At 53.8% G+C, this 21,114-nt stretch carries 20 protein-coding genes; 13 read left to right on the top strand and 7 right to left on the bottom strand.

The annotated features are described in order from the left end of the window. The first annotated feature begins 150 nt into the window (after window positions 1-150). Window positions 151-489 carry a VOC family protein gene (locus KIS29_10025; protein MBX8640658.1) on the top strand — a complete coding sequence of 113 codons (339 nt, stop codon included), beginning with the start codon at window positions 151-153 and terminating at the stop codon, window positions 487-489. 13 nt (window positions 490-502) lie between these two features. On the opposite strand, the gene alaS is transcribed toward KIS29_10025, so the two are convergent. After that, window positions 503-3,175, bottom strand: coding sequence for an alanine--tRNA ligase (gene alaS, locus KIS29_10020; GenBank protein ID MBX8640657.1), 2,673 nt, complete (start codon window positions 3,173-3,175; stop codon window positions 503-505). A gap of 179 nt (window positions 3,176-3,354) precedes the next feature. Further along, the gene (locus KIS29_10015) at window positions 3,355-4,464 is read right to left on the bottom strand and encodes a DUF763 domain-containing protein (protein ID MBX8640656.1); all 1,110 of its coding nucleotides are present in this window, start codon (window positions 4,462-4,464) and stop codon (window positions 3,355-3,357) included. Between the two features lie 147 nt (window positions 4,465-4,611). Here KIS29_10015 and KIS29_10010 point away from each other — a divergent pair, with 147 nt between their 5' ends. The 7 genes from KIS29_10010 (at window position 4,612) to KIS29_09980 (ending at window position 9,520) form a co-directional block, all read left to right on the top strand. Continuing rightward, entirely contained in the window at window positions 4,612-4,824 is a 213-nt protein-coding gene (locus KIS29_10010) for a hypothetical protein (protein MBX8640655.1), read from the top strand. After that, entirely contained in the window at window positions 4,824-5,036 is a 213-nt protein-coding gene (locus KIS29_10005; protein MBX8640654.1) for a hypothetical protein, read from the top strand. The genes KIS29_10010 and KIS29_10005 overlap by 1 nt, the downstream gene beginning before the upstream one ends. Before the next feature lie 27 nt (window positions 5,037-5,063). Further along, a complete protein-coding gene (mtnA, locus tag KIS29_10000; protein ID MBX8640653.1) occupies window positions 5,064-6,086 on the top strand; it encodes an S-methyl-5-thioribose-1-phosphate isomerase in 1,023 nt (340 codons plus the stop codon). A 71-nt stretch (window positions 6,087-6,157) separates the two neighbouring features. Further along, window positions 6,158-6,868, top strand: a complete 711-nt coding sequence (locus tag KIS29_09995; GenBank protein MBX8640652.1) for a 2-phosphosulfolactate phosphatase — start codon at window positions 6,158-6,160, stop codon at window positions 6,866-6,868. A 41-nt stretch (window positions 6,869-6,909) separates the two neighbouring features. After that, window positions 6,910-7,917 carry an NOP58 family protein gene (locus KIS29_09990; GenBank protein ID MBX8640651.1) on the top strand — a complete coding sequence of 336 codons (1,008 nt, stop codon included), beginning with the start codon at window positions 6,910-6,912 and terminating at the stop codon, window positions 7,915-7,917. A 150-nt stretch (window positions 7,918-8,067) separates the two neighbouring features. Then, window positions 8,068-8,454, top strand: a complete 387-nt coding sequence (locus KIS29_09985; GenBank protein MBX8640650.1) for a translation initiation factor IF-5A — start codon at window positions 8,068-8,070, stop codon at window positions 8,452-8,454. Window positions 8,455-8,533: 79 nt separating this feature from the next. Continuing rightward, window positions 8,534-9,520: a sodium:calcium antiporter gene (locus KIS29_09980; GenBank protein MBX8640649.1), complete on the top strand. Its 987-nt coding sequence runs from the start codon at window positions 8,534-8,536 to the stop codon at window positions 9,518-9,520. 41 nt (window positions 9,521-9,561) lie between these two features. Here KIS29_09980 and glmM read toward each other — a convergent pair whose 3' ends face one another. The 4 genes from glmM to KIS29_09960 form a co-directional block, all read right to left on the bottom strand. After that, a complete protein-coding gene (glmM, locus tag KIS29_09975; protein ID MBX8640648.1) occupies window positions 9,562-10,920 on the bottom strand; it encodes a phosphoglucosamine mutase in 1,359 nt (452 codons plus the stop codon). A gap of 99 nt (window positions 10,921-11,019) precedes the next feature. Further along, the gene (locus KIS29_09970) at window positions 11,020-12,156 is read right to left on the bottom strand and encodes an alkaline phosphatase family protein (protein MBX8640647.1); all 1,137 of its coding nucleotides are present in this window, start codon (window positions 12,154-12,156) and stop codon (window positions 11,020-11,022) included. Window positions 12,157-12,245: 89 nt separating this feature from the next. Next, on the bottom strand, window positions 12,246-13,445 hold the full coding sequence (locus KIS29_09965) for an acyl-CoA/acyl-ACP dehydrogenase (GenBank protein MBX8640646.1): 1,200 nt from the start codon (window positions 13,443-13,445) through the stop codon (window positions 12,246-12,248). Window positions 13,446-13,776: 331 nt separating this feature from the next. After that, entirely contained in the window at window positions 13,777-14,049 is a 273-nt protein-coding gene (locus KIS29_09960) for an aquaporin (GenBank protein MBX8640645.1), read from the bottom strand. A 35-nt stretch (window positions 14,050-14,084) separates the two neighbouring features. Here KIS29_09960 and KIS29_09955 point away from each other — a divergent pair, with 35 nt between their 5' ends. From KIS29_09955 to KIS29_09935, 5 genes are all read left to right on the top strand, one after another. Then, window positions 14,085-14,663 (top strand): IS607 family transposase, encoded by a 579-nt coding sequence (locus KIS29_09955; protein ID MBX8640644.1) that lies wholly within the window; start codon window positions 14,085-14,087, stop codon window positions 14,661-14,663. Next, window positions 14,647-15,408 carry a hypothetical protein gene (locus KIS29_09950; GenBank protein ID MBX8640643.1) on the top strand — a complete coding sequence of 254 codons (762 nt, stop codon included), beginning with the start codon at window positions 14,647-14,649 and terminating at the stop codon, window positions 15,406-15,408. The genes KIS29_09955 and KIS29_09950 overlap by 17 nt, the downstream gene beginning before the upstream one ends. Next, complete coding sequence (locus KIS29_09945; protein MBX8640642.1) at window positions 15,409-15,723, top strand: transposase; 315 nt, start codon at window positions 15,409-15,411, stop codon at window positions 15,721-15,723. It begins immediately after the preceding gene. A 584-nt stretch (window positions 15,724-16,307) separates the two neighbouring features. Then, window positions 16,308-18,488, top strand: coding sequence for a catalase/peroxidase HPI (katG, locus tag KIS29_09940; GenBank protein ID MBX8640641.1), 2,181 nt, complete (start codon window positions 16,308-16,310; stop codon window positions 18,486-18,488). 762 nt (window positions 18,489-19,250) lie between these two features. Next, entirely contained in the window at window positions 19,251-20,228 is a 978-nt protein-coding gene (locus tag KIS29_09935; protein ID MBX8640640.1) for a transposase, read from the top strand. A gap of 174 nt (window positions 20,229-20,402) precedes the next feature. On the opposite strand, the gene KIS29_09930 is transcribed toward KIS29_09935, so the two are convergent. Continuing rightward, window positions 20,403-21,114: DDE-type integrase/transposase/recombinase (locus KIS29_09930; GenBank protein ID MBX8640639.1), on the bottom strand; the 712-nt coding region annotated here is incomplete at its 5' end.

Here is a 21,114-nt window from a genome sequence, read left to right as displayed (position 1 = left end):
GGGCTCGCCGCCAGTTCGGCGGAGAGTTTAAACGCCTGTTTGAGGCGGGAGGTTACAGAGCCGTGTGCTCAGTGCCCGCCTGTGATTCAGGAAATGAACGCCATATCCCACGGGATAAATGGGTAAGTTTCGTGGAACGGGAGTACCCGAATGATAAAGAAAATACTCGATGTTGCCGTGATGGTTCCCGACGGAAAGGCCGCGGCAAAATGGTACAGCGAGAAGCTGGGATTCGAAGTGCATGACGAGGAAGAACACTGGATAACCGCCGGGCCGCATGGATCCGAAACGACAATCCATCTGTGCGAGGGAGCGGCCGAACCCGGCAATACGGGCATAGGTCTTGTGGCGGACAATGTCGAGAGCACATACCGGGAGCTCAAGTCCAGGGGCGTCAGATTCACAAAGGAGCCTTCGGATCAGGGTTTCGGTACATTTGCGATGTTCAGCGATCCCTACGGCAACGAGTACTGGTTGCTGGAAGGCTGACTGCGCCGGGATGTCATTTCAGTTTCCTTTTCAGGAAGTCGAGAAACGCCTTCTCTCCGGCACTGTTTATCGTGCCCGCCGTGCCCTGTGCAAAATCGGCCTTCCCTCCGCCCTTTCCGCCGAACTCCCTTCCTATTTCAGCCATAAGGACTGAGCAGTCGACGGAACAGCCGGGTCCCCTGCCTATCAGCAGCCTGTCAGGTTTGCCCTTCACAACAATCAGCGCAAGCGTCTTTTCCTCCTCCGACAGCAGCCTCATGAGCGGCTGCATCTGCTCCATCCCGGCGTCAGTGAGGTGGAGGATTAACCTGGTTTCGCCGACCGTGATGCTGTTTTCCCTCAGCCTGTCGCGGAGTTCAGCAAGAGCGGTGCCCTCCGTCTTCTCCATCTTCCTTTCAATCTCCCTGAGCTTGGAAGAGAGCCGCCTTGTGGCGTCAACAAGGTGATCTTCGTCCGCATTCAGCTCCTCCCTGAGCAGCTCTATCTGCCTGGATCGCTGCTGCATTACATGCAGCGCGGGCATGCCTGCCACGAACTCTATTCTGACGACGCCGTCCTGTATTCTCGCGGTCTGCAGTATCTTGAAGGTGCCGATTTCGCCGGTCCTCTCGCAGTGTGTGCCGGCGCAGGCTTCGACATCCCATCCTTCGATTGTCACGACCCTTATGTCCTTTCCGGGCACCACTCCTCCCTGGTACAGGCGGAAGCCGTAGCGGCTCTCCGCCTCAATCCTGTCCATGACCTCCACGGTGATATTCCTGTTTTCAAAGATCACGCTGTTGACAGTTTCCTCGAGAGCTGAAATCTCCGCGGGCGTCAGCTGTTCGTAGTGTGTTATGTCGAGCCTGGACAAATCGCTCTGTTTGTGCGCACCTGCCTGCCAGACGTGGTTACCCAGGACCTTTCTCGCGCCAGCTATCAGGACATGCGTCGCAGTGTGGTGCCGCATAAGATTCATTCTTCTCTCCCTGTCGACACTGCACCTTGCCTTCGATCCAGCCTCAAGTCTGCGTCCCTCGTAACGGTGCACGATGAGGCTGCCCGTCAGCTGGACGTCTGTTATCCTTCTCTTCTCTATGTAACCTGTGTCCGGATCCTGGCCGCCTCCCTCGGGATAGAAGTATGTCCTGTCCAGCACGATGAAGCTGTCGTCGCAGTAGAGGACAGTTGCTTCGAACTCCGTCACGTACTGCGACTCGTAGTAGGCCTTGACTGTCGGCGGCAGCGGGGGGAGTTTCACACCGTCATCCGTCTTCTTCTCTTCGGCTACGGTAATGCGCCTGGAAGCCATGCGCGCATAGAAATCGTCCGGTATCTCCACCTTCGAAGAGGCGAATTCGGCGACCTGTTCGGGGCTCAGTCCGTGCGACTCGTAGAGCTCAATGAGATTTTCCAGGCTTATGCCCTTTCCGCCGTTCGACTCTTCCAGCCGCGATACAACGGACTTTCCCCTCTTCAGCGTATCCTGATATTTCCGTTCCTCAACCTCGACGAGCTTCATTATGTCGCCGGCGTCCTCCTTCAGTTCCGGAAAGTCCACGCCCCAGTAGTCAAGCTGCCTGCCGACAATTTCAGCAAGTTTCATCCCCGAGTTCAGGTTTGCAAGCGCCCTTATCCCTCTTCTCATCAGCAGCCTCGCGAAATAACCTTCCTTGGCGTTCGACGGCATCACGCCGTCGTTGAGCATCAGGCAGAGAGACCGTGTGTGGTCGAGCAGAGTATACAGGTTTTCAAGCGGGATTATTTTTCTGAGCAGCTCTTCCGTTGAAATGCCGATGTTCCTTGCGACCTTCTCCCTCGTCTCCCTGATCGCACCGGGCGTCTTTGCGTCCATCAGGCCCGCGACCCTGCTGTATTCGGAGAGCAGCCTGTCATCGCTTTCAATGCCCAGTTCCTCCTTCAGCTCTTCCAGGATGGTGCCGAACACCGCTTCGTAGGCGGACGGCGACCCCCTGGAAACCCATGCAAGCCTTTCCAGACCGTAGCCCGTGTCAACAACGGTCATGTCCATGGGCGTCTTCTTTCCGCCCGAATCGCTGTACATCATGAAGACGAGCGTCGCAACCTCGCTCCCTTCGACGAGAACCTCGAAGCAGGGGCCCGAATTGCCGCCGCCCTCCCAGTCGTCCTCCTTGAATATAATCAAATCCCTGCTCACGCCGAGATCCTTTGCCAGAAAGTCGTTGCAGAGTTCCACCGTCCTGTCCTTGAAGTAGACAAAATTGTCCGGTGTGTTGAAGCATGTGTGCGTCATCATCTCGAACAGCGTGAAATGCCTTCCGGTCCTCCCCACGTTGTCGATGTCCACAAACCTTGCACACGGCTGTGACATCGTGAGAGGGTTTGCGGGAGGTTTGACAGTGCCGCCTGTGACCCATGGCTGGAAGTTGTAAATGGATGCCTGGACAAAGAAAACATCGTTTCTCCACCTTGCGACTATCGGGTACCTCCTGATCCTGGTATGTCCGTTCCTTTCCATGAATGAAAGAAATTCTTCCCTCATCTCCCTGACGCCGAGGTTTTTCTTCATCGGCGAATTGCCCAGGAATGTGTATTCAACGCATGGAGGTTCTCCGCAGAATTTTGAATCACCGGCAGTCCAGAAATGTCTGCCGCAGTTCAGGCACTTTCTTCTGGCGAAACCGTTTTCCCTGAAATATTCCAGATCGTACTGCTTCCTGTCCATGTTCGCCCTGCGGGTTGATTGCCCGCATTCCACATAATAACTTTTCCTCGCCTGTCTCCTGTCACGGAGAGGTGCAGCCGGCCGGAAGCGAGCGCTTCACTGTCCTGAAGACCCGGGTGCCGCACGATCCGCCTCCGGCATCCCGGTGGAATTTCAGGACATGCTGTTCGGGCCGCCGGTCATATCAGCGGGGAGAGGAAATCGGAAAGCCGTCTTAACGCATTCCTTCTGAAATCATTTCCCGCCTCCGATTCCCTGACTGCCGTTTCGATGATTTCCGACATAACCTCCATCCTGCCCGTATCGACGGGATACGGTATGCCGTCCTTTCCGCCGACGGCAAACGAATACTTCACAGGATCCTTCCATGACGGCTCGGTTCCGTAAACAAGCGCCGCAGCCATCGCTATCGCCATTACAGTCTTTCTGCCAATGCCTGGCATCATAACCAGCTCACCGAAAGACTGCGGGCATTCAGACAGGAGCATGTTGAAATTTTTTCTGAGCCGGTTCCAGTCGCTGCCCCATTCCAGCCTTATCATTTTCACTCCGGATGCGGTGAAATCGTCAATCACAGCCTGCGACCTGCCTTTCGACAGAATAACCCTTTCAATCCATTCCGCCTTCCTGGAATTGAGCATTTCGATCATCGACTTTCTGGTCTCTGCGGAAACGCCCGAAGTCAGATCCAGTGTGGGCCCTGCCTCTCTTCCCAGTATGGCATCATGAGGCTCCTGCAGCATGTCAGCTGCTGTAGCCGAATTCCAGTGATACCGCCTGGCGTATCGCGTAACGCCATTCAGCCCCTGCTGAATCACTGCCCAGTTTCCCCTCTCATCAAACAGCAGGGAATGGTGATAGAGATCAAAACCGTCCTGCAGGGCAAGCGTGTCCACCCTTGCGGCCGTCCTGCTTATCCTGGCCAGCCACTCAGAATTGTCCCTGACGTACGGGTCCGCATGTCCCGTCAGCTCTTCCTGTATGCCCGTGGCCGCCTTCCCCTTTCCGCCGAAAATATGAACGGGCAGATGGCTCTCTGCCATCCCTTCCTTCAGTGCGGCGAGAGTGACTGTTGTTGTCCCGCTTGAATGCCAGTCAAAGCCGAGCAGGCAGGCAAGTGCCTGAAACCAGAAAGGATCGGAAAGTCTCATGAGCGCCTCCTTCTGTCCGAACTCGCTTATCAGGAGGCCTGCCAGAGAGCCGCCGAGCCTCTTCATCCTGGGGAACAGCCAGCCGGGTGCCTTACCGGAATGAAGCGGCAGATCCGCTATGCCTGCCAGCGAAGCCATGTATTCGGCCACATTCAGCGCATTCTTAAAGCTAGCACCGGGCAGTTCGCAAGCCTCCCGGATGGAAGGCTGAGCTGATTTGCGAAGGTGAATGAATCGTTCATTAAATTTTTATATCCGTAATATGCAACAGGGTTGGGGCAGAAATTGAATTCGGACAGCGTTATTGGAGCGCTCAGGGAGCTGAAGAGGTGGGAGGCGACAGCGGCAGACATCGAGTCGCAGCTCCGTGAACTCCGTTCGGAAAAGGCTCTTCTCAAGGGAAGGCTGAAATCGCTCGAACTCACGCTGAGTTCGATACATTCCGTTCCCGAGCAGGAGGATATTAAGCATCTGCAGCGGTTCGGAGGCGTCAGATAATGGATTCCGAAAATTCCTCGGCAGGCTCGCACATTGTCGCCGAGATTGCCGAGCTGAGGAGGGAGCTGCTGCGCCTCGAGGAAACAGAGCAGGAGCTGAAGATGTCGCTCGTGGAGGCCAGGAGGCAGCTGAGCCACTACAGGGCACTCATATCCTCGATGAAGAGGTCCATTGCTCCGTCGGGCCTGAAAAAGATATTAAGGTCGCTCTGATTTTGAAATCCAGGGCGGTCGGAACGGATGAAGGTCATAACAGAGGGCAGTGAAAGAAATTTGCCCGCACTCTGGTTCAGGGACGGCAGAATATTTTTTATCGACCAGAGAATGCTTCCGTCAAAATTTGAACTGTTTGAGGCAAGGGAAACGGCCGATGTGGAGTTTGCCATAAAGCATATGGTTGTCAGGGGGGCGCCGGCCATAGGGTGTGCGGCAGCCTATGGACTCGCAGCCGCAATGCTCAGGAAAGAGGACCCGGAGGAAGCTGCGGGAAAACTCAGGGCGACAAGGCCGACGGCAAACGATCTCTTCTATGCGATACAGTGGATGCTCGAAATGGGACCTCAGCTCGGGCCGGCAGAAGCAGCAGACAGGTACGTGTCCGGCATAGTGGACAGGTGCAGGCGTATCGGCGTAAACGGCAACAGCGTCATAAGCGACGGTGATGTCCTCCTGACGCACTGCAATGCCGGCGCCCTCGCTACGGTCGACTACGGAACTGCGCTTGCGCCGATGCGCTTCGCCCACAACGGGGGAAAGAGGATTTTTGTCTACGTTGATGAAACGAGGCCATGGCTCCAGGGAAGCAGGCTGACGGCATGGGAACTGACAAACGAGTCCATACCGCATGCAATAATTGCAGACAATGCGGCAGGTCATTTTCTGAGGAAAGAGGTAGATGCCGTAATCGTCGGCGCTGACAGAATAGCCTCGAACGGCGATTTCGCAAACAAGATAGGAACGTATGAGAAGGCTGTGGTCGCAGCCGCGAACAGCGTCCCCTTCTACGTCGCGGCGCCTCTTTCGACATTCGATTTCGGCATATCTTCGGGCGACGACATCAGGATCGAGGAGAGAGCGCCCGAGGAGGTCACGGCGATTGACGGCAGGAGCATTGCAGGCCCGGGCGAAAGCGCGAGGAATCCCGTTTTTGATGTAACGCCCGCGGAATTTGTGACCGGTTTCATTACTGAATATGGTATATTCAGGCCGGCTGAACTCGGTAAGCTCAGGGATGAAGCGGATAAGAGGGGGGAGGCGTTCTGACACTGTCGATCGAACTCAAATGGTACTCGGGAAGCGCACTCACATCGAGGGCAAGCGATTATCTTGTGATTGTGGACGCATTCCGTGCAACGAGCATGATTTCCGTCATGCTACATCTCGGCGCTGAGAGAATAATACCTGTCGCGGGCGTCGACGAGGCGTTACATCTCAAAGAGGAGAATCCCGATTATGTGCTTGTCGGGGAGGACAGGGGCGTCATGCCCCCCGGTTTCTCGTTCGGCAATTCTCCCACGCAGATTTCCGAAAGTGCGGACGGCTCGGTGCTCAGGGGGGCGACAGTGGTTCACAGAAGCTCCGCCGGCACGCAGTCGATATCGGCAGCGCTCAGGGCAAAGAGGGAGGGAGCAAAATACAGTATACTGACCTCATCGATGCTCGATGCCTCCTCAGTCGGTGCATTCATTCATGCCAGGAATGCAGGTAGGGATGAGCGCCTTACGGTGATATGCTCCGGGTACATAGACAGGCTTTACGCCCTGGAGGATGAAATAGCCGCCGGTGCGCTGATCTCCTCCCTGCTGGAGAAGGACAGCACGGCGCGGATCAGCGAGATTGCATCGGCCGCGTATCTCGCATTCAAAGGTGCAAGGGGGGAGAACCTGGAACGGCTGCTGCGCAACACTAGGTCGGGTGCAAAGATAATCGAGGTCGGCCAGGAGAAGGACATCGGTTTCTGCTCCAGATTCAACATATACGATGTTGTTCCGGTGGCAGGGGACAGCAGCATTTCGAACGCAAAGGGGCAGCGCCCGGATGCATGAATGTGGATAGAAGTTTATTCCAGCAGTAGTTTACATGCACCGTGATACTCGTTACAAAGTGGTTTGGCACCTTTCTTGTGGATGAAAAAAGGGTGGTAACTCAGATACTCTTCCCCAGGACGGACGCCGAAATAGCCGAACGCCTTGTCAGCATACAGAAGGGCAGAATCCTGCCAGAGGAGCGCAGGCTGGCGGAAAAGAGGAAGGTTCAGGTGCTTGAGACCAGGCTGACGCCGCTTGGCAGGCTGACTGTCTCCGACACATCATTTGTCGTGCCTGCAAAATACGGATACGAGCACAGTCTCCTCCTTTCGGCGCTTTCCATTCTCGCCAGGGAAACGGCGAAGGAGGAGGTCGGCTCCGACAGGCACCTTTCGGAGGCGATAACGGCATATGAGGAAATGAAGGAAATGGTAAATTCGGCCGAGGTCAGGCTGTATTCCTGGTTCGGGCTGCACTATCCGGAGCTGTATGACATACTGAAGGGAAAGGATTATCTGCAGACAATAAGCCTGTACGGGGACAGGCAGGCAATTCAGAAGGCCCTTTCGCTCAGGGACAACTCGATAGGAATAGAGCTGATGGAGGGAGAAAAGGAAATGCTCATGCAGGCCGCTTCCCTCGCACTCCGGATAGACGGGGCGGCGGAGGAGCTCGGAAACTTCATCGACGTCAGAGCAGCGGAGGAATTTCCGAACCTGACCGCGCTTCTGGGACCAAAGCTCGCATGCAAGCTGGTGAGGGGCGCCGGCGGGCTTGAGCGCCTCAGCTCCATGCCTTCGGGGACGATACAGCTCATAGGTGCGGAAAAGGCGCTGTTCAGGCATCTCAACAGGGGGAGGAAGCCGCCCAAGCACGGAATAATATTCCAGGAACCTCTCATACATTCATCGCCGAAGCAGTTCAGGGGCAGGATAGCGAGAAGACTTTCCGGAAGCATTGCCATCGCGGCCAGGCTTGATCACTTCGGAGGCTCCTTCAGGGGCGGTGAAATGAGAACCGAGTTCGAGCGGAAAGTATCGGATCTCCTCAAAGGATCCAAAAACTGAAGTGTGATATGCGGGAGTAGTGCCTGCACCACTGCCTCCCCTCTTAGGTGTACTGTTCCGCAGGCATTGCGGGCATTTTGCGGCAGCCGGTGCCTGCTGCCTTATTCGTAATCTATTTAACCATCCCCCTTATGGGAAGAAGGGATTAATATGTCGTGGCAGCAGGCCGAAGTCAGAGAACTCAAAGAGGGAAGATACGTTCTCATTGATGATCAACCGTGCAAGATACTCAGCATAACAACCTCCAAACCCGGGAAGCATGGTGAGGCGAAGGCAAGGATAGAGGCGGTTGGTGTTTTCGACGGCCAGAGGAGGAGCATGGTGCATCCCGTCAAGCACAAGATACAGGTGCCGCAGATGGACAAGAGGAAGGCGCAGGTTCTTTCAATTTCCGGAAATGAGGTTCAGCTCATGGACCTGGAGACATTCGAAACATTCCATCTGAAGATTGATGAAGAGCAGAAAGCGAAACTCGTAATCGGTTCAGAAACATTCTATGTTTCTTCCATGGGGATGCGGAAGATATTCGAACTATGAACAGCCTTTCAGCCGCAGCCGTAAGCCTTGAGCCGCGGCGCTAAATTGTTAATTACCCCCTTCCCGCTCAAGTGCCCGAATGGAGACATTATTGCTTCTGGTTGCGTCCGTCGCTGCAGTTTTCCTGTCTTCCCTCCTGTTTGTCAATGCCATCGAGTATGCGAGTCATGTAATGAAGTGGTCGCACAGCTTCACGGGAGCCATTGTCGCGCCTCTGTTCACATCCATTCCGGAGTCCATCATATTCATTGTCGCCGTCTTCATCAGACGCGGCGTCTCCGGTTCGGAGATCGGCCTCGGCCTCATCTTCGGTGAGCCGTTCATGATATCGTCGATCGCATATTTTCTGATATTCGTCTCCATACTCATCTCCGCCTTCGCGGCAGGAAGAAGGTTGACTGGCATGCCGGTTGAACGGGCACTGAGGATACCGTTTTTGTTCGTCCTTCTTCTCTTCCCCCTGACGCTCCTGCCGGGTATTTTCCACTCAGTGCTCCTCAGATATGCAACGGGTGCATTTTTCCTTGTTCTGTACGTTGTCTATGTCAACTCCGTCAGAAAACAGGTCTCCTTTGAGCCGTCAGGAGAGCCGGACCGTCCCTATTTCAAAATGTTCGGCAAAAGCGACGGCCTGGTTCTGCTGCAGCTTGCCCTTTCGGCTGTTCTGCTCTACTTCGGCGCCGAACTGATGGTTTCTGCAATTTCAGCTATTTCGGCAGCAAGCGGCATTTCCGCCCTTGCCGTCTCAATACTGATCATACCGCTTGCGACAGCAATACCCGAAACGCTTTCAGCCATGGTGTGGGCCTTCCGCGGCAAGAACAGCCTCGCAATAGGCTCGGTCGTGGGTGAAAAGGTGCTGTATGCGACCTTCTACCCCGGCGTGGCAATGTTCCTCGTCCCGTGGAATCTGGATATTCAGGTGTATGTCAGTGTGTTTGCAACGACAGCCGTTTCCCTCGCCATGTTTGCATTCATAAGGAAAGGCAGGATGAGTCCGTATGCGCTGCTGGCTGGATTGCCGTTCTTTGCATTCTTCGTTTTCACCCTGTTGACAATCCTCTGAATCAGTGCAGCTGCGACAGGCACGGCTGTCGCGTTGTGCATTCATGCGGATGATATCTCTTCCACGAGCTTCCTGTAATGTTCGGCGTTTTCCCTTGCCGCTTTTTCACTGCGTGCTTCCGAAAATATTCTTATCAGCGGCTCCGTTCCCGACGGCCTTACCAGCACCCATCCGTCATCCAGGAAGAGTTTGATGCCGTCCGTTCTGTCAATGCGCCTGGCAGAAGATTTCTTCTCCACATCAGCCATGACATCCGGCACCTGTTTTCCGCTGATTTCGACCTTCATCTTTACAGTGTGGAACTTCGGCAGCGAGGCTGTAAGTTCAGAAAGGCTCCCTGATTTGGCCACGATCTCGAGGATCTTTGCGGCAGTCATGCCGCCGTCTCTGCAATACTGCATTGCGGGGTTTATGATGCCGCCGTTTTCCTCGCCTCCGATGAGGGCGTTTGTCTCCATCATTTTCCTTGCAACGACGGGCGAACCAACCTTTGTGTATATGGTCCGGCCGTTCAGCGGACGGATGGCCTCCTCTACGACGCTTGGCGTGCTCACGGGCACTACGGCAATTCCTCCTCCCTTCTCCCTGATTATTTCCCTGGCTGTCAGTGCCAGGCTCAGCTCCCCCGGTATGTAGTTACCCTTCTCATCGACAAAGACCGCCCTGTCGGCATCCCCGTCGTGTGCGATGCCCAGATCCGCACCGGTGATTCTGACCGCATTGACAAGATCCTTCAGGTTCTCCGGTGTCGGCTCGCTTTCATGGCCGGGAAATGTTCCAAGCGGCGAGGCGTTGAGTGTCACTGCCTCCACGCCGAGCATGTCCATGAGATATGGTGCCGTGTAGCACGACGCGCCGTTTGAACAGTCGAGGACCACCCTGAATTTCCGCTTCCTTATGGCGCCCGAATCCACCTTTGAGGCTATTGCGCTTATGTAGTCTGCGCCGCAGGAGCTGTATTCGGCGTATTGGCCGACGCCATTCCAGGCGGCCTTTCTGAAGTTCCGGCCGTAAAACACCTTTTCGATCTCGTTTTCAGTCTCCCTGCTCGCCTCTGTGCCGTCGGAGGCGACAGCCTTCACGCCGTTGAACTGTGGAGGATTGTGGGACGCCGTTATGATCACGCCTCCGGAAAAACCGCCCGACTTCACAAAATACTGGAGTGCCGGAGTGGGAGTGATGCCGGCATCTGTAACCGGAGAGCCCGTCGAAAGTATGCCCGCAATCAGCGCGTCTTTCAGCATTATGTTCGATGTTCTCGTATCGGTTGCAACAGCGATGCGTCCCGGCATGTGGGTGCCGATCGCCATGCCCATCTCCATAACAAATCCGGGTGTCAGGAAATCATTGACTACGCCCCTCACGCCGTTTGTGCCGAAAAGCTTCTTTGCGCCGGTCATGGTGAGGTTGCATCATGTCACAACCGTTATTTAATTAGCCGTTTACAGCCTGAAACGGTGTGCCGGGACATCCGTGAAAATGGAAAACTCCCATGCGCGCTATAACACCGCAACAGGAATCAGCATCTCCTCCGCCGTAAGGCCGCCATGCATGCCCTTCAGCTTCACTTCCTCATCGTCGAAATGCCTGTACCATACGCCGGTGCCGGGATTGGGCAGGAGCCACAGATCGCCCATCCTTGACGAAAGCGCTTTGGCCCTCTTACCTCTTCCGAAGTAACCTTCCCCGGCCAGGCGGAACGACTCGGCTGCGGTTGCAGTATCGCCTAGCTCCTTTTCAAGCATGCTCTTCATTTTCACTGCGTCCCTGCTTCTTATTATTACATCCCTAGGCGAGCCGTAAGGCGGAATCGTCTTTCCCGACGCAGCAGCCGGGAGCATATCGTCGAACCAGTCGAATTCATTCAGGTAGACTATCGAACGCGGGTCCATCTCAATCTGCCCGTGATCGGCTGTCATCACGAGGGAAGTTCCACGGATATCGCTTTCCCGGAAGGCACGCAGGAAGCTGTCCACGCGTCTCATCTCCTTCAGGTAGTTTTCAGACAGAGGGCCGTGGACATGGCCTTCGGTATCAGCTCCCGGGTAGTAGATTACAGTGAGATGCTTCCCTGTTACGCCCTTATTCATCAACGGCAGTACATCCTCAAGTGCATCGTATCCGATGGTATCTGCAGAGGGAAAAACGGCGGAAGAGTAGGCGCTGTCTTTGATGGAGCGGGGCATTATCGCCGTGCATTCTATGCCTTCCGCTGTCAGCCTGGTCGTGTAGGGTGTCCCTTCGAAAAGCAGCCTGATGTCCAGATGGAGCGATCTGAATTTATCGTATTCAGCCGGATTGTGCGCGGAAAACGGCAGTGTTTCGATCACCATTTCCGCCTCGTCAAGATACAGGTACCATTCAAGCAGCCCGTGGGAAAAGGGATCAGAGGCAGTGTACAGGCTTGTCATGGATGCTGCGGTCGTGGACGGGAACACAGATGTGCCTGCCCCCAGAGACCCTTCAGTGTTGAGACGATCGAGAAAGGGAAGCCTTCCGATATTCTCCTTTATATTGAGCAGTCCCATTCCGTCCGCAATCAGCAGTACCACATGGCTGTTTCCGGCACAGTTCCCGAATATGTCGGGGACCGCCGATGTCTTTCCCTCCAGTATGCTGCCGAGGTTCTGCAGCATGCGGGATATGCACAGACTGTCATACACCGGCCTCATCCGGCCCGAATCCCGGGCACTATGTTCCGGTTGCCTCTCCTCTCGTGTCATCTTTACCTGTACGGAAGGTAGTCCGGACCGAGCAGTTCCCTGACTATCACGAGTTTCATTATGTTGAGCGCTCCCTCGGCACCGACGACATATGACAGTATGCCCCTCATCGCCATTTCCAGGTACGTGTCTTTCGTGTAACTCAGCGCACCGTGCCACATCATGACCTTCTTTACCGTCTCAAGCGCAAGCGGCGGTGCCGTCAGTTTGCACGAGGACACGGCAATGTTTATGTCCCTCATCGAAACATCCTTCCCCCTGTCGTAGCCGTCAAGTAGTGTTGCCGCCTTGAGCACTTGGTTTCTCACCATCTCCTTCTGCACGGCGAGATCCGCATACTCGAAAGAGATTCCCTCGTATTTCGCAAGGGGGGAACCGAATGCTGTCCTCTTTTTGATGTATTCCGCACCAGTCTCCAGTGCCCATTCCGCGGCACCCACGCATGCTGCAGAAACAAGCGTCCTGGCATAATTGAAGCCCATCATTGCATGGAAGAAGCCCCTGTTGTATTCGCCTATTATGTTCATTTCCGGTATTTCGACGTCCCTGTAGGAAATTATTCCGGTGGAGATCCCCATCCTTCCCATGTTGTCGAGGACAGTGGTTTCTATCCCGCTGGAATTGATCGGCACGTATGCGAATGTCAGCCCGTGATGCTTGAGCTTCGGATCTGTCTTCATGAGCGTCAGATGCCCGCCTCCCGTCCTCTTTGCCTCAGACACCCCGCTTATGTAGATCTTTTCCCCGTTTATCACCAGTTTTCCCTTCTCCCGGCGGGCACTGGTCTTCATTCCGACGAGGTCCGAGCCTCCTCCGGGCTCAGTCGTCGCGATGCCGAGAAATTCTCTTCCGGCGGCCACCTTCGGCAAAAGGGATTGCCTGAGTTCCTCTGTTCCAAGCTTCGACACGAGATGGCTCCATCCGGTAACGAGGAGGTAGTATACGGCCATGGCCATGCTCGGGTCCGCCGCACCGACTTCCATCGCACCTATCGTTGCCATGGTCATGCTCCCGCCCGGGCCGCCGTACTTCTCCGGAATTGTCGCTCCGAGCAGGCCAATCTCGCCCATCCCGTGCAGCAGTTCTTCAGGAATGCTGTGTTTGCTGTCAATCTCCCTGGCGATCGGCGTCAGTTTGGATCGCAGGAAGTCGTGTACGTTCTTCTGAAAGAGCGTCTCTTCCTCTGATAATGAGAAATCCATGGCAATCTACCGGTTGAGCAACTGTGCAGCTGATTATAACTCTTTTCAGTACGGATGACCCCCGGATGCAATTCCGGCATTACCCGAAAAATGTAATTCCAGTGCGTTGGCGAGTCAGTTTTCATACAATGCCGCTTATGCCGCAGTACAGTCAGCGACACAACGTCCATGTCAGAGGCTGTCTGTATCAGCTTCCGGAAGGATGGCGGCCTGCGCGCTAAACTATCCGGTGCTTTGCCGTCAATGCATTACCGAAAGTACTTCACGGTAAAACAGTAGAAAAGCGGTCGAGGGGCAGAACTCGTCTCTTTTCCATAAAGAAAACAAGGATCTAGCAGTGTATTTTGGCACCGTACCCATTCATGAATTTAAAGGCGAATGAACGCAGTATACCGCCAAGTACGGGGCCAACCCGGTAAATCCACTGATAGAACTTTCCCTGAAGGAGATTGCCTGAGACTACTGCCGGTCCGAAGGATCTCGCGGGGTCCACAGAGCCACTGCTTATCGAGCCAATCAGCAGCAGCATCGCTGTGAGGTATAAGCCAAGGACTGCCGATATCACGGGTACCTCCGTGGTTCTGGTTGCTACTGTGAGTATCATTAAACTTTAATTGTTATACAGTCATTAATGGTCGTATGAAGTTATCTGTATGGGCACGGAAAGAGGGCATTGGTTATCGTGCCGCATGGCGCATGTGGAAAGCGGGTCAGCTGAAAGCGCATCAGCTGCCTACCGGCACAATCATAGTTGAAGAGGAGAGACCCTCCATACTGCCGGACAGTGTTGCCATATACGCCCGTGTCTCCAGTTCGGAAAAGAGGGGCAATCTTGACAGCCAGGCAGAGCGTCTCACACAGTATGCCATCGCACGCGGGTACAGGATATACAGAGTAGTGAAGGAGGTGGGCAGCGGCGTGAATGACAGCAGGAAGCAGCTGCTCAAACTGCTCACAGACGACGGCTACTCGAAGATAGTAGTGGATCACAGGGACAGGCTCACGCGCTTCGGTTTCAACTACATCGACACGCTGCTCAGGCAGCACGGCAAGTGTATAGAAGTGGTCAACGAGGCATCGAATGACAGGGACGACCTGATGCAGGACTTCGTTTCAATCATAACGTCATTCTGCGCAAGGCTGTACGGGCTGCGGCCGAGCAGACGGAAGACTGAGAAAATCATAGCGGAGTTGAAGCATAATGGCAATGATGCGTAGGACGGTCAGGATTGCGAGTCCGCTCAACAGTGTCAAGCTTGAACCAGTCACAGCCTTCCTGACAGAATACGGCCGCTGTGTGAACCATTTCATCGAAATGTACTGGTCTGAACGGAATTTTGACGACGTCTATGTAGACAGTGCGCACATGCCTGCAGAGAGGCGCTTCGCACTGACGGCAAGGCTCATACAGTGTGCTGGCAGACAGGCGCTGCAGATTGTGAAGAGCCAGCGCATGAAACCAAAGCGGCAGAGAACAATGCCGCGCTTCACTGCGATGGCGGCAGAACTCGACGGCCGCTTCTGGAGCATCGCAGACGAGCGCAATTCGTTTGAATGGGTCAAAGTGCAGTCGGGCTTCACATTCATGCTTCCTTTCAAAAAGACGGAAATGTGGAACAGGTGGGCAGGCAGCGGCTTCACACTGTCGAAGTCGATGAGGCTGCTGCTGCACAACGGCACACTCTTCATAGACTTCCTATTCGAGAAGGAGAAGCCGGTGCGGAAGACCGACGGCAGCATAGAGGGCATCGACCTCGGTTATGTCGATGCGGTCACATGCTCCGACGGGGAGGTTGCGGGGAAGGGGATGAATGATTTCATACGCTCCTTCGATGTGAGGGAGGAGCACACGCATGAACAGGTCAGGCAGAAGGCATTCAGCGAGCTGAAGAGGCTCGATCTGTCAGGTGTCAGGACACCGGCCATCGAGGATTTACACTCCGTTAAATCACGGACGCGCTGAATGTTTCCGCGTGCACATAACAGACGGCTGTCCCACCGGCTTTATGCCAGGGAAGCAGAATGGCTTGAGCAGAGATGTGAGGAACAGGGGATTGAGCCGAGATGTGTGTCCCCCTGGAAGACATCGCAGTTCTGCCGGTTCTGCGGCAAGTGGGACAGGCGAAGCCGCAGCGGCAAGGTGTTCAGGTGCGTCCATTGTGGACACAGAGATGACGCCGACATGAATGGTGTGCAGAACATCAGGCTGCTGGGGCTGGCGGGAGTCTATAGTCTCCGTTCGCTGCCAGACAAATTCATAGGAAATATCTTACTATGAAATTTGTAACTATTGCCCAAAGGAAGAAGAATGTCATTATGAATTCAGCCAGAAGAGCAACGTAAGGGCCCATGGATCCCGGAACGGTCGCGCCGAAATGCGTCAGACTGGCCGTCCCGTAGCCGAAGAATACTCCGACGGCAGCCGCTGCAGGGACGGATGCGAAGAGTTGTGCTAAGGGTCTTTGACATAATAACCTGGATTTTTTTCTAATGAATGATTGTATAATTCCAGTCAGGATGTTTACGGTGTGGATGTAGCATTCTGAGAATCATTTCACGATCTGGTCTTCCTGTCTTGCAGGAATCGTGAAAGGAAAGTGTAAGAAATTATTTCAAGTTATTATGTCAAGGACCTTTGGCAAGTTTATGTCTGCAGGGCGTTTAAATACACGCAAGATATAATTTTTTACCCTCTGCCAGTACATCGAAAATATGGAAAAGGATAAAGAGGATGCGTTGATTGAGAATAACAGAAGGGCAAATTTGTACGACTTTCCTTAGTCTAGAGGCAGGTCATGTAAAATCATACTGTTGCGCCTTCAATACACAAGTCAGGAAAGCAATCTGAGGAGGTATAAACTGATGAGCGAAAGCGATTTACCCGTTAACCATGGCAGAAGAGCAGGCAAGAGTATTCAGGAATGGTGGCCAGAGAGGTTGGACCTCAGGGTTCTTCGTCAGAATTCACCCAAATCGAATCCAATGGATAAGGATTTTGATTATCGCAGGGAGTTCAATAGCCTGGATCTTGCGACGGTAAAGAAGGATATTGCAGAGCTTCTGACCAGCTCTCAGGAATGGTGGCCGGCTGATTTTGGCAATTATGGTCCTTTATTTATCAGGATGGCCTGGCACAGTGCCGGCACATATAGAATTTACGACGGGAGGGGTGGCGGCGGTTCGGCACAACAGCGCTTTGCTCCGATTAACAGCTGGCCGGACAATGTGCTTCTTGACAGGGCTAGAAGACTGATCTGGCCAATCAAGCAGAAATATGGCAAGAAGATTTCCTGGGGGGATTTAATCATCCTTACCGCCAATGTAGCAATGGAAACAATGGGTTTCAAAACCTTCGGATTTGGCGGGGGAAGAGAGGATGTTTATGAACCCGACGAATCGGTATATTGGGGAAGCGAAGACGAGTGGCTTGGCGATAAGCGTTATACTGGCGACAGAGAACTTGAAAAGCCACTTGCTGCAGTCCAGATGGGGCTTATTTATGTAAATCCAGAGGGACCAAATGGCGTTCCAGATCCAGTAGCGGCAGCAAAGGACATCCGGGAATCTTTTTCCCGAATGGCAATGAATGATGAGGAGACTGTTGCACTCATTGCAGGAGGGCACACTTTCGGGAAAACGCATGGAGCCGGTCCGGTATCATTCGTAGGACCAGCACCGGAGGCTGCACCAATAGAGAATCAAGGACTCGGATGGATAAGCAAATACAAGTCTGGTAAAGGCGGTGACGCCATTGGTGGCGGACCGGAAGTCACCTGGACGACAACACCTACAAAGTGGAGCAATAATTTCTTTGCCACACTTTTCGGATATGAGTGGGAACTTACAAAGAGTCCTGCCGGTGCATATCAGTGGGTCGCCAAGGACGGGGCAGGAGCAAATACAGTACCGGACGCACATGACCCTAATAAGCGCCATCCACCAACAATGCTCACCACAGATCTTTCTCTGCGGTTCGATCCGGCATACGAAAAAATCTCCAGGCACTATTTCGAACATCCGGATGAGTTTGCTGACGCCTTTGCAAGAGCATGGTTTAAGCTAACGCATCGTGATATGGGTCCTAAAGCAAGATATCTAGGCCCTGAAGTGCCTGCAGAAGATCTCATATGGCAGGATCCGATACCGGCGGTAAACCATAAACTGGTTGATGAAGAGGACATACAAAATCTGAAGACAGCTATCCTCAATTCGGGCCTGAAAGTACGTGAACTAGTATACACAGCATGGTCCTCCGCTTCAACCTTCAGGGGTGGTGATAAGAGGGGCGGAGCAAATGGGTCACGCATAAGATTTGAACCGCAGAGAAGCTGGGAATCCAATGAACCTGAACAGTTAAGCAGAGTCCTCAATGTTCTGGAAAGTATAAGGAGGGATTTCAACTCCAGTGCAAAAGACGGGAAGAAGATATCGCTTGCAGATCTCATAGTTCTGGCAGGTAACACCGGCATTGAGAAGGCTGCCAGAGACGGCGGTTTCGATATTGAAGTTCCCTTTGTTCCGGGACGAATGGATGCTCTGGAGGAGCAAACAGATGCAATGTCTTTTGCTGTGCTGGAGCCTAAAGCTGATGGTTTTCGTAACTACATATCCGGTTCCAGTGGCAGGAAGCATGAGGAATTCCAACTCATAGATAAAGCACAGCAGCTTACCCTCACAATACCCGAAATGGTTGTTCTGGTGGGAGGAATGAGAGTATTGGACGCAAATTATGGTCACTCTCAAAGCGGAGTCTTTACAGAACGCCCCGGAGTGCTTACAAATGACTTCTACGTGAACCTTCTAAACATGGGAATCACGTGGAAAGCGAAGGATGATTCACATACTCAGTTTGAAGGGAGAGATGCGAAAACAGGGAAAATCAGATGGACCGCCAGCCGCGTAGACTTGATATTTGGTTCTCATTCTGAGCTACGTGCGGTTGCTGAAGTCTATGGAAGCAATGACGGAAAGGAAAAATTCGTGAAGGATTTTGTGTCAGCATGGGTCAAGGTGATGGACCTGGACAGGTTTGATCTCAAGTGACACACTCCCCGAACAAATTCACGGGCTACCTCCCGGTTTCCCGGGGGTGGTTCACGTTTCGACGAGAACAGCCTCGGGGGAAAATCCGGGGATGTGGTCCCCCGGGTCTTACACTCTCCCCATGTGTGTTAATCTGGTCATGCCGTGTCCTGTGCTGGAACCAGCAATCTTGAAGGATTTGCCCTCCTTCATCACTCCCAGGTAAGCTGAGGTGCCTTCCAGCTCACTGTTGTGAGTCTGGACGGTTGAGGTGTTGCCCAAATGGCAATTTGGTATGACCGCATCCGTACGCAAGAAGTGGTCACTGCAAAATACCGGGGGAACTGAAAGAAGGCGCCCGCAGGCATGGCATTAACATGTCAGGACTGGTTCACAGCGAAATAAGAGCGGAAGTTCACAGGCTTGATGAGCGCGAGTCCAAGAATAGACTTGACAGCATCAGCAGTTCCTTGAGGAAAAAAGTGCCCGCCCGCTATCAGTATGTCCGAGCAGGATCGTAACGTTCGTACGACGACCGTATGGAATAAGCCCTGAAAACCGCATTGCCACTGTTTCTCAGCCTGCCCGTCGATCCGATTATATTCCGGTTATGAGCTGCACACATGAAACAGAGGTCAGATAGCCGCAGCACAGCTTAACAGGGAGAAGCTCTGCTGGACGCTCACAACGCTCGACATATTCGTAGACAGGGCGCTGTCGCTCAGGCCGAAGAGTCCTGAACTCTCGGGTTTCCACTACAACCGTGAACTGCTCAGGGCAGCCATGGCTAACACGTATCTGGAAACAGTGGGCGACAGGGCGGACAGCATACATCTCGCGATAAGGAGGGTTCCCATGTCTGCCGTCTACTACGAATATCTGAAGACGCTGCAGATCATGGACAGAAGGTCGAATTTCAGTGCGCATGATGCTGTTCTTGCATTCGACTGCACGGATGAGGACTTCTACGGCAGACTGAACGGCATATGGATGCATGCCTGGACGGGTGAGCATGCCGTCATGGGCAAGTTCCGTTTCCTCACCTGTTCACTCGTCAGCCACGATGTGCCGGAGAAGGTGCCGCTGCTCTCAATACCGGTGCATGCAGGGAACAACATGGCCGTCGACGTGTGTTACTGCCTGTCGCTTGTGAGGCCGCTCCTCCGCTCTGTCAGGCTCGTGCTGTTCGACAGGGGTTTCCACAACAATGAACTGATGCTCATGCTCTCGCACATGAGCATCCCCTATCTGCTCTTCCTGAGGAAGACAGCAGTGGTGAAGAGAGAACTCGCCGGCATGCTTCAGGATGAGAGAAAGACAGTGGATTGCAGTTTCAGTGTGAACGTGAACAAGACAGTGCTGAAGGGCGAAACAACTGTCCCCTTTCTCAGGAAGATATTCGAGAAGATACTGGGAAAGCGCATGGACTGGTGTTTTGCAACAAACCGGCAGGAAATAGACCTGGACAGCATAGTTCAGGCATACCGCGGAAGATGGAATATGGAAAGAGGCTTCAGAGTCCAGGACGAGGCAACCATCAGGTCGAAGTCAAAGGATGTGAAGATACGTTTCTTCCTCTTCGCATATGAGCAGGAACTCCAGCTCATATGGTCTGTGTTCTACAGGGAGGATGTACCGTTCAAACAGTTCCTCCTCCAGCTCAGCGAGACATGCACGGGGAGACTCAGACGTGCCGAGGAGAGGGCAGCGAACAGGGAGGCCGCGGAACAGAAGGAATCCGACGCCCAGCAGCCGCAGTGACACATATGGCATCACTGCAGCAACAGCTCCTGTTCGCAAGGCACTCTCCAGAGGGCACGGTGTGCTGGAATAGACGACATTGCAGTTGTATCAAAAACCTTCGGGCATACTGGACTCAGTGTAGAGTACGGCAATCATTTCCGCTATAAGCCTTTCCATTTCTCTGTTCAGCCCTCATCGGCATTCAACCTCTTCCATGAACATGCCCAGGATTGACTCCGGCTGCAGCTTCCTGACGATTGCCTCCGACGGCCTCTCGGCGATGGCCGTCCACAGTGCGCCGTGCATCCTGTTGTTATACCACACAATGAATTCATGCATTGACAGGAAGCGCCATCTGTGCCTGTCGTACTCATGCCAGAATCGTTCTACCTTTCCGTTTGTCTGAGGATTGTTCCGTCTTGACGGTATGTGCCTTATGCCGCTGTCCAGCAGGAACTGCTGGAACACTGACGCACTGTCTGGATGGTTGCTGTAGAACTGCGAACCCCTGTCTGTGTTCACTTCCTTTATCGCCGAGTTGTAGCAGGAAGCAGCGAGCATCGCCTCACGGAGCGTCTCTATCGAATGTTCGGTTGTAGCCTCCGTGAATTCACCTGCTGAAAGGATCATCCCGGATGCATCGTCCATCCATACTATTGCGTATGGATGGTTTTCGCCTGTCCTGTGCCAGTCGCCATGAACAAGGGAGAGCGAGTGCTCACGTTCGTAACGGCAGCGTGAGCGCTTCCTCTGTTTCCTTGGATTGGGCACCGTCCTGCCCGTTTCGAGCAGGTACCTGTTGAGCTTGTGGTGCTGTATGCGGTATCCGCGCCTCCTCAGCTCCCTGAACAGGAGGCGTGCGCCCAGCCGTGTTTCGTTCCAGACAGTGTCTATCGCATCCCTC

The sequence above is a fragment of the Candidatus Sysuiplasma jiujiangense genome, assembly GCA_019721075.1.
GTDB classification, from domain to species: Archaea; Thermoplasmatota; Thermoplasmata; order Sysuiplasmatales; family Sysuiplasmataceae; genus Sysuiplasma; species Sysuiplasma jiujiangense.
This window is presented reverse-complemented; position numbering and strand designations above follow the sequence as displayed.

What these genes read in the sequence shown, in the direction of transcription:
- KIS29_10025 (MBX8640658.1), top strand. Translation starts at nt 151, where the DNA reads ATGATAAAGAAAATACTCGATGTTGCCGTGATGGTTCCCGACGGAAAG.
- alaS (MBX8640657.1), bottom strand. Translation starts at nt 3,175, where the DNA reads ATGGACAGGAAGCAGTACGATCTGGAATATTTCAGGGAAAACGGTTTC.
- mtnA (MBX8640653.1), top strand. Translation starts at nt 5,064, where the DNA reads ATGAAGGTCATAACAGAGGGCAGTGAAAGAAATTTGCCCGCACTCTGG.
- KIS29_09945 (MBX8640642.1), top strand. Translation starts at nt 15,409, where the DNA reads ATGTTTCCGCGTGCACATAACAGACGGCTGTCCCACCGGCTTTATGCC.
- KIS29_09965 (MBX8640646.1), bottom strand. Translation starts at nt 13,445, where the DNA reads ATGGATTTCTCATTATCAGAGGAAGAGACGCTCTTTCAGAAGAACGTA.
- glmM (MBX8640648.1), bottom strand. Translation starts at nt 10,920, where the DNA reads ATGACCGGCGCAAAGAAGCTTTTCGGCACAAACGGCGTGAGGGGCGTA.
- KIS29_10005 (MBX8640654.1), top strand. Translation starts at nt 4,824, where the DNA reads ATGGATTCCGAAAATTCCTCGGCAGGCTCGCACATTGTCGCCGAGATT.
- KIS29_09955 (MBX8640644.1), top strand. Translation starts at nt 14,085, where the DNA reads ATGAAGTTATCTGTATGGGCACGGAAAGAGGGCATTGGTTATCGTGCC.
- katG (MBX8640641.1), top strand. Translation starts at nt 16,308, where the DNA reads ATGAGCGAAAGCGATTTACCCGTTAACCATGGCAGAAGAGCAGGCAAG.
- KIS29_09935 (MBX8640640.1), top strand. Translation starts at nt 19,251, where the DNA reads ATGGCTAACACGTATCTGGAAACAGTGGGCGACAGGGCGGACAGCATA.
- KIS29_09950 (MBX8640643.1), top strand. Translation starts at nt 14,647, where the DNA reads ATGGCAATGATGCGTAGGACGGTCAGGATTGCGAGTCCGCTCAACAGT.
- KIS29_09970 (MBX8640647.1), bottom strand. Translation starts at nt 12,156, where the DNA reads ATGCTGCAGAACCTCGGCAGCATACTGGAGGGAAAGACATCGGCGGTC.
- KIS29_10015 (MBX8640656.1), bottom strand. Translation starts at nt 4,464, where the DNA reads ATGGCTTCGCTGGCAGGCATAGCGGATCTGCCGCTTCATTCCGGTAAG.
- KIS29_09980 (MBX8640649.1), top strand. Translation starts at nt 8,534, where the DNA reads ATGGAGACATTATTGCTTCTGGTTGCGTCCGTCGCTGCAGTTTTCCTG.
- KIS29_09985 (MBX8640650.1), top strand. Translation starts at nt 8,068, where the DNA reads ATGTCGTGGCAGCAGGCCGAAGTCAGAGAACTCAAAGAGGGAAGATAC.
- KIS29_09960 (MBX8640645.1), bottom strand. Translation starts at nt 14,049, where the DNA reads ATGATACTCACAGTAGCAACCAGAACCACGGAGGTACCCGTGATATCG.